At 33.5% G+C, this 7748-nt stretch carries 11 protein-coding genes and 3 pseudogenes; 10 read left to right on the forward strand and 4 right to left on the reverse strand.

Annotated features, from left to right (window positions below; all coding sequences use genetic code 11):
* From FTT75_RS14955 to FTT75_RS14965, 3 genes and pseudogenes are all read left to right on the forward strand, one after another.
* A pseudogene (locus tag FTT75_RS14955) lies at nt 1-391 on the forward strand (mobilization protein (MobL-like)); the annotation flags it as partial.
* Nucleotides 392-1073: 682 nt separating this feature from the next.
* Nucleotides 1074-2024 (forward strand): replication initiation protein, encoded by a 951-nt coding sequence (locus FTT75_RS14960; protein ID WP_001031297.1) that lies wholly within the window; start codon nt 1074-1076, stop codon nt 2022-2024.
* Nucleotides 2021-2308 carry a hypothetical protein gene (locus FTT75_RS14965; RefSeq protein WP_000857160.1) on the forward strand — a complete coding sequence of 96 codons (288 nt, stop codon included), beginning with the start codon at nt 2021-2023 and terminating at the stop codon, nt 2306-2308. Before FTT75_RS14960 ends, FTT75_RS14965 begins: the two co-directional genes overlap by 4 nt.
* A gap of 199 nt (nt 2309-2507) precedes the next feature.
* Here FTT75_RS14965 and FTT75_RS14970 read toward each other — a convergent pair whose 3' ends face one another.
* The 3 genes and pseudogenes from FTT75_RS14970 to FTT75_RS15940 form a co-directional block, all read right to left on the reverse strand.
* Nucleotides 2508-2867, reverse strand: a complete 360-nt coding sequence (locus FTT75_RS14970) for a DUF4829 domain-containing protein (RefSeq protein ID WP_257221082.1) — start codon at nt 2865-2867, stop codon at nt 2508-2510.
* Nucleotides 2868-2965: 98 nt separating this feature from the next.
* On the reverse strand, nt 2966-3259 hold the full coding sequence (locus tag FTT75_RS15935; protein ID WP_224223041.1) for a hypothetical protein: 294 nt from the start codon (nt 3257-3259) through the stop codon (nt 2966-2968).
* A 30-nt stretch (nt 3260-3289) separates the two neighbouring features.
* Nucleotides 3290-3700 (reverse strand): annotated as a pseudogene (locus tag FTT75_RS15940) (hypothetical protein); the annotation flags it as partial.
* Nucleotides 3701-3859: 159 nt separating this feature from the next.
* Here FTT75_RS15940 and FTT75_RS14980 point away from each other — a divergent pair.
* From FTT75_RS14980 to FTT75_RS15005, 6 genes and pseudogenes are all read left to right on the forward strand, one after another.
* Complete coding sequence (locus tag FTT75_RS14980) at nt 3860-4114, forward strand: hypothetical protein (RefSeq protein WP_180186795.1); 255 nt, start codon at nt 3860-3862, stop codon at nt 4112-4114.
* Between the two features lie 72 nt (nt 4115-4186).
* Entirely contained in the window at nt 4187-4591 is a 405-nt protein-coding gene (locus FTT75_RS14985; RefSeq protein WP_017395860.1) for a transposase family protein, read from the forward strand.
* 37 nt (nt 4592-4628) lie between these two features.
* Nucleotides 4629-5021 (forward strand): annotated as a pseudogene (locus FTT75_RS14990) (transposase family protein); the annotation flags it as partial.
* A 78-nt stretch (nt 5022-5099) separates the two neighbouring features.
* On the forward strand, nt 5100-5411 hold the full coding sequence (locus tag FTT75_RS14995; protein ID WP_180186797.1) for a hypothetical protein: 312 nt from the start codon (nt 5100-5102) through the stop codon (nt 5409-5411).
* 221 nt (nt 5412-5632) lie between these two features.
* A complete protein-coding gene (locus FTT75_RS15000) occupies nt 5633-5896 on the forward strand; it encodes a type II toxin-antitoxin system Phd/YefM family antitoxin (protein ID WP_000557944.1) in 264 nt (87 codons plus the stop codon).
* On the forward strand, nt 5883-6146 hold the full coding sequence (locus FTT75_RS15005) for a Txe/YoeB family addiction module toxin (protein ID WP_000184943.1): 264 nt from the start codon (nt 5883-5885) through the stop codon (nt 6144-6146). The genes FTT75_RS15000 and FTT75_RS15005 overlap by 14 nt, the downstream gene beginning before the upstream one ends.
* Before the next feature lie 61 nt (nt 6147-6207).
* Here the strand turns inward: FTT75_RS15005 and FTT75_RS15010 are convergent, their stop codons facing one another.
* Nucleotides 6208-6510, reverse strand: coding sequence for a hypothetical protein (locus tag FTT75_RS15010; protein WP_000110201.1), 303 nt, complete (start codon nt 6508-6510; stop codon nt 6208-6210).
* Nucleotides 6511-6720: 210 nt separating this feature from the next.
* On the opposite strand from FTT75_RS15010, the gene mobQ reads away from it, so the two are divergent.
* Nucleotides 6721-7748 (forward strand): MobQ family relaxase (mobQ, locus tag FTT75_RS15015; RefSeq protein ID WP_180186798.1); only part of this gene is annotated, 1028 nt, incomplete at its 3' end.

Consider the following 7748-nt stretch of genomic DNA (forward strand, 5'->3'; position numbering starts at 1 on the left):
GATCATAAATAGTTATATATTTGAAGAAGATAACTATGGAAATAAATACTTTAGTCCTCAAAATGGTGAAAAACAAAAGCGACTATATGCAGAAGAAATGGAAGATCTAAAAATCCAAGAATTGCATACGGCTTTTACAAAAAAAATTGAGACCGAAGCGCAGCAAGAGTTTTCCCAAAAAAGAGCAATACAGCTCGAAAACGACCGAAAAGATCGTGAATCTAGAGAACAGCAGTTACGTAAAGAACGAGAGCAACAAGAACAACGCTATGCACAAGAACGAGAGCAACAAGAACATTTGGCATTTTTAAGACGCCAAGAACAAGAAAAACAGCAGAGAAATGAGCCTAAAAAGCCAGAAAATGACAATAACCATGACTACACGCCTTAGCAATCCCATTTAAGCGCAAAAAAACGGGGGTTTTAGCGACTTTTGATAGAAATACAGTAAAACTATAGTTGATAAAAATAAAATCGCTTAAAACGCAAATGAGAGCCTTTTAGCGAGTGTCTACGAGTGACACAACGAAAGGTTGCTTATTCCCCCTCTGAAAAACCGTTTTTTATTGAATTACTGGGGACAGTGATTAGCGAGTGTCTACGAGCGAAGTATTGATGCTTTTGCTCGTCAAAAAGCATGAGCATAGCGAATGCATTATTCATGTTTTGCTTTTTGAATCCTTGATCATATATGCAAAAAACTGCCCCCACGAAGCGAGTGAAACGAGCTTCAATAGAGTACGAGCTTTAGCGAGTACCAAGGGCAGTTTTAATAACTCACTTTGGAAATAAATTCCCTTTTATTCTTTTAAAAAGCTTTTAAAAGCTTTTAGACCCTCTGAAAACCTTATGCAGCAATAGTTTCAAGCGTTAAAAGGGTACAAATAGCATGATAAAGGGTACAAATAGCATGATTTTATCGTTTAAAAGGGTACAAATAGCATGATTAAAGGGTACAAATAGCATGATAAAGGGTACAAATAAATTATTGTACCCTTATGTTTATTGGTGTACATTGTTTTCTCATAAGGGTACAAAAATCATGTTCATTTTTTATAAGGTTTGATATCTGAATGAATAAAGAAAATAGTTATGATAAATCTTATCCAGTAACAACAATGGCTATTCAAAACAAAGTTACTGAATGCTTTAAAAGCATGTCTGTAGATGAAAAAAGAATTTTAATTATGGCTTCTCCGATTGCTAGAAATGTCGATGCAAGTGAACAAGATCAAATCTTAATATCTGCTCAACAATTTGCTGATGACTGTGGTATCAAAGTCAATTCTGCTTATAAACAAATTGAAAATGCGTCAAAAAAACTAGTAGATCGGTCCTTTTCATACGTTAATGATAGGGGGAAAAAGGTCTACTCTAACTGGGTAATTGATGCTACTTATGAAGATGCAGGGATATCTTTAAGGTTTACATCTATTGTTTTGGTGATGTTGAAAATTTTAGATAAATACAATCCATACACTCGTTATAAAAAAGATGTAGTTCTAAAATTAAAAAAAGACTACTCAATAGACTTTTACCATTTAGCGAAAAAAAATCAGGCAAAAAATGGCTTTGAATTAACGCTAGATGAAATGTTTACAGAGTTTGGTTTACCAGAATCTTATAGAGATTTGAGGAACTTAAAACGAAGAGTTTTGAAGAGCTCATTAGATGAAATTAATGAATTTACCGATGTAACAGTTGACTATAGTCCAGTTAAAAAAGGACGTTCTGTTGTCGGCTTTAAGTTCACTGTGAAAGAAAAATCTAAGCCAAAATTAATAGCTCCTGAGCGAGATCCAAAAACAATAGATATGTTCTGCAACCTGTCTGATGCTCAAATTAACAAGTACAGTGCTATTTTATCTAAACTTTCTGAGCTATCAGACCTAAGTAACTTCCAGGACTATCCTAGTTTTGCCCTTTGGATTAGTGGCATCTTACGAGATCCGAAAAGTGTAAGAGAGGAAACAGCAAAGCGGATTTTTAAAGCTCTTCATAGCAAGACGGATTTTAAACCATGAAAACTAGAGCTGAATTAGATGCAATGAGCCATCAAGAACTCAAAGACTATGAGCAAATTTTACTTGCTCTGTGGACACCAAGAATGGCTATTGAAAGTGACATTGAAAGGTTAAGCACTAATCGCAACGAATTATTAGAAATTTTTAATCAATTAAAAAATCCTGATGCTCCTGAAAATGAGCGTTTAAAAAATTCTATTTTATCGCTCAAATATAAGATTGAAGATTTAGAAGATAAATTGGATGATCTTATTCAAGATAATCGCTTAAATCGTGCAGATTGAATTATTCAGTTTATTTAATTAAAACCGTGAAACATTGATCAAAGAATAGGCGTGGAACGTGAATAGTCACAAAAAAGCCGTTCCAGTGCGCTGAATACTGGAACGGCTCAAAGTAAGATAATGATTTAGAAGGGATAAATCAAAGCATTTCGTATAAGGTGTATTATGTTAATTTTAGCTTTTCTCTATAATTACTATCTTAAGGCCCACTACCAAATTCTGTAATTAGCCAATCAGATTGAGGAGATTGTTTCACAAGAGTAATAAATAAAATATAGTCACCTACTGGACTACCAGCATCATCTATATGGACGACTTTAACTTTTACCATCACTGAAATAATTTTATAAAATTCTTGATAATACTCAGGTCTACTTTCCGCTGAATCATAATTAATCCTTACTACTTCTAAAATTTTTGAGTCTTTGAAAGAGAGAAACCTTTCAGAACTTTTTAAATCTTTATGTAATCGCGCATCTGGCCAAACATATTTGATTGCTGATTCTAGATCATGTTTAGCAAGTGAATTAAAGAAAAGTATTGTTGTCTGTGTTGCCATCTCTTTATCATGATTTAATTTCTGTTTGTATGAATTAATGATTAGAAGTAGACATAGACCTACAAGTAAAATTCCTAATTTTATAAATATTTTAGACATTATAATTTCACTTTTATCTTTCGAAAAAACGCATAACCGACTAAAAGACACATAAGCCAAAATAAATAATCAAGAATAAAATATAAAAAAATGAATTGATCTATTCCTATAATAATATTTAAAGGATCTAGCGCTATACTACCGCCTGGAGATATTTCACCATCTACTAAAAACTGTAATGGAAATCCTCCTCCTATAACTTCAACTTTTCCAAGCTTGTCTACAACTATCCGGTCTATCAATGTATATTTCTGATGAAACAAAGACAAATAAGTCAAAATAAAAGCTAATATATTGAAATATATTATTTTTTTCTTTAATAATTCTTTAACTTTAAAATCAGTTAAAAATAACCAATAAGACAAGCCTGGAATTAGAGCCATAAAGATAGTCCAAGTGTCGGTATACATCTTCCACCATTCTTTCGAAACTTCGCCTGTATGGCTCCATCCAAAAAGAACAAAAAATGGCATAGCAATAATTAAAGAGCTAATACAGATAGTTAGCAAATTAAGAATACTATAACGATTTAAAAGAATTGAGACCATAAAGCTAAAAGGTACTGTCAAAATACTATAAGCTAAGTAAACAAGACCATGCCCTGCAAAAACCACAAAAATTGAATATAGACTATATTCACGATTCATTATGATAAATAGCAATGCTGTGAAAAAAAGTAGTGGTAAAGGAGCAAGTAATAGGGCTTTTACTATTTTTTCTTTTGAGTATTTCATTAACTTAATTCTCTTATTTACTCAATAATTATTACACTATATCAACTCTTGGAAAAAGCGTTGAATGAGCCTATTTAATTGGTGAATAATATAATTTAAAGTTTCTTTGATGCTTTTTCTATTGATGTAACAACATTCTTATTTAAAAACGTAGGTAATATGAAAAATAATAGTAAGTTGATTTATTTAGTTATTACGGCAATCGTAGTAGCTTTTATTGGATTTTTTATTTTTGCCAAAAAAAGTGATGATGTACATAGTAAAGAGCTGATGGAAACTCAAGAAAAGATCAGTTCCAACCGTAATACTCTTAATGCTAATGACGGTATCACTAACAATGCGCCCAATCTCCCTCATGGAATGCCTCCTAAATGGGTAAAAAGTACGATTGCTATTAATAGACTTCCGTCATAAATCAAAAAACGTACAATTTATTTGATCTTAAATTAATCAGCAAAATTATTTAATTCAAGGGATAATCCTTGGATGAAATTCAAAGATATTCAAAAATTATCAGACGTTAAGTTTCGTAGGCTTACCGGTGTTAGTTGGGCTACATTTAACCTCATGTTGGCCGAGCTAAATAAGCATTTACCTCGTCATATTGGTAAAGGACGACCGCATAAATTACCGTTGGAAGATCGTTTGCTCTTATGTATAGAATATTGGAGAGAATATCGAACATTTTTCCATCTTGGTATGAGTTACGGTGTATCTGAAACGAGTGCAATTCGTATCACACGTGTTATTGAAGATACCTTAATCGGTTCTGGAAAATTTAACTTGCCAAAACAACTTCCTAATCGAGATGAAGTGGATTGGGAAGTTGTTGTGATTGATGCAACTGAAATATTAGTTCAACGTCCAAAAAAAACAGAAGAAATGGTATAGCGGTAAAAAAAAGCGACATACCTTTAAATTTCAGCTATCTATGCACTATACAACAGGTGAAATACTGAGTGTATGTGGAAGTCATGGAAGCATGCATGATTTTAAAATATTTAAAAAAAGCATGAGGAAATTAAAATTTAAGCCCTTTTTTATTGTTGATAAGGGGTATTTAGGGATAAAGAAATTGGGTTTTGGATGCCTCATGCCATCTAAAGCAAAGAAAACTGAAAAACTAGATTCTGAATTAAAAAAGTTAAATAGAGAGATTGGTCGTAGACGAATTCAAGTAGAGCATGTATTTGGAAGGATGAAATGTTTTAAGATTTTATCTTGTGTATATAGAAATCGTCGTAAAAGATTAAACCTGCGGTTTAATTTACTTGCTGGCATATACAATTTAGATTGGGTGAAAGATAAACAATTAAATTGATTGAAAAATGATTTATGAAGGAAGTCTAATGATAGCCCTACATATTCACGAGAAGATAAAATCCATAAGCTAGTTGATTTGTTGAAACAAAATGAATCGAACCCTGATGCATTAAGTGTAATTCTTGTATCCCTAACGAATTTAGACCCAATTGAAGCAGCAGACGATATTATTCCTTATTTAAAGGATACGAACCCAAAGGTTCAAATTTTGGCTCTGGGTGCTCTTAATAATGCTTCGCTACTCACTCAGAAAGAACATGAGATTAAGGGTTCACTGCCAGAGAATGAAGCTGTTCGTAAACGGATTATTGAAGCCGTTAATGAGCTTAAAGTAGATCCAAATACGTCAGATGAAGTAAAGAAAGTATTAATTGCCACTTTCCCATAGATAAATCCTTCTTTAAAAGGCAAATAACAAATGATTTTATAGAGCATTCTTAATTCACTATTCAGCGGAAAAACATACCCACTTAACATAATGGCTGTTATACGAAATTGACAATATGTACAGTATTCTGTACATTTAGGATTGTAAAGTTTCAATCACTACCGCCTAGGTAGTCTAGCTAGCAGCGTTTTGACGCAGCTTACCCTATGAGGGATAGATATATGCATGTATTTACATATACGGACGCACGTAACAATTTAAAATCTGTTTTAGATAAAGTAATTGATGATGTAGACGTTGCTTTTATTACAAGAAAAGAAGGTGGCCATGCTGTAGTAATGGGACAAGATCATTACGATAGCTTAATGGAAACGTTATATCTCCTTTCATCTCCAAATAATGCAAGTCGTTTAAATGAATCAATTGCTCAATTACGTGCAGGGAAAACAAAACACAGAGAGTTGATTGAGGATGACGAATCGTAACGTCGAATGGACTGATAATGCCTGGGATGAATATATCTATTGGCAGACACAGGATAAAAAGATACTTAAGCGTATTAATACCTTAATCAAAGAATGTCAGCGAACACCTTTTGAAGGAACAGGAAAACCAGAACCTTTAAAAGCTAATCTTTCAGGATTTTGGAGTCGTAGGATTGATGAAAAGCATAGATTAGTTTATGAAGTGACAGATGAACGAATCTCTATAATTCAATGTCGATTCCATTACTAACAAGATCCCCTATTTTTAGGGGATTGTTTTTTTATTTAATACAAAATCTCATATGCGAAATTTAGGTGTTATTCCATATAACGCCATTAAAAAGATCTTTATCTTTCTGCCTATTTTCTTCAGTCTTACTTTCCGTGCTTAAAAACTTTTCAAAATCGGTTAGTTGACCCTTAAAAGATTCATCATTTTTCAGTTTGTTTAGAACCCAAGCCCCCAGTAGAATTTTACGTCTAGTATCATCTTTTCTTTGTCGATCAGAATTTTTCTTTTTTTCACGAGCAGCAATAGCTTGTTTTTGTGCTTTTAGTTGTCTTAATCGTTCTTCTTGCTTTGCAATTTTTTGCTCTAAAGTTTCAACACTCATACCATCACCATCTCAAGGAATCCCCCTCAAGCATAGGTCTGTTTGAATTGAAATTCAAGACAGCCCATGCTATCGTGGTTTTCCCGAAGGGCGCACTTAGCCATTGGATTTCATCCAATGGTGCGACAAGGGGTAAATCCCCTTTGTAATCCCCAGACCAACATATTCATGTTGGTAATTTCGATAAATCGAAATAAAGAGCAAAACAAAATGGCGATATATCATTTTTCAGTTAAAACGATTAGTAGAGGTAATGGACGATCAGCCGTTGCTTGTGCTGCATATCGTTCAGGTGAAAAATTGGTATGCAATTTCTATGGAAAAGAACAAGACTACACAAAAAAAACTGGTGTCGAATTTACAGAAATCTATGCGCCCGAAAATACAAATACCGAGTTACTCAATCGTCAGACACTTTGGAACAAAGTCGAAAAAGCCGAACGAAGAAAAGATGCATTACTTGCAAGAGAATTTGAAATTGCATTTCCAGGTGAATTAAACGCTGAACAGCGTAAAAATATGCTCAATGAACTTTGCCAAAACCTCGTTAAAAAATATGGTGTCATCGTTGACGCTGCTATTCATGCACCGCATACAGACAGTGGAAGTGATGAACGCAACTACCATGCACACATCATGTTCACCACCCGAAGTATTAATGAGCATGGTGACTTTTCAGCAAAAAAATATAGGGACTTCAGTCGTGACAATGGCACAGAAACTGTAAGCCACTGGAGAGAATCATTTGCAGAATTATGCAATCACCACCTGAAACAAAATGGATTTGATGAACGTGTCGATCACAGAAGTTATGAAGACCAGGAAAGTGACCTAGAAGCAACTCAGCACGAAGGTCCTCAAGCGACATACCTCCGGAGACGAGGAATATTTACAGAAATTAGTCTGAAAAATGATGAAATTAAGCTACGTAATTTAAAAATCAAAAAGGTCATCGCACTGGATGAAAACATCAAAGTATCTGAGGATCTTGTTCAAAAAGTACGAAGTGAGCTTCAGTTTCAATACTCTCAAGCTGAGTATTTAGAAAAAACTTCTCAGAAACTTTCTGAATTCCAAAATGAAGAATTATCAAAATTAACAACAAAATTAAACACGATGAGTTCTGCAATATCAGAACTACGCAAAAAAGAGCCTTTATTTTTTAAAACAAAATGGATCAATCAAATAAATGACCTGATCGACCAACACAACACCCAACTAGACATCCAAAAGCATAT

The organism is Acinetobacter sp. YH01008 (assembly GCF_013420435.1).
GTDB lineage: Bacteria > Pseudomonadota > Gammaproteobacteria > Pseudomonadales > Moraxellaceae > Acinetobacter > Acinetobacter pseudolwoffii.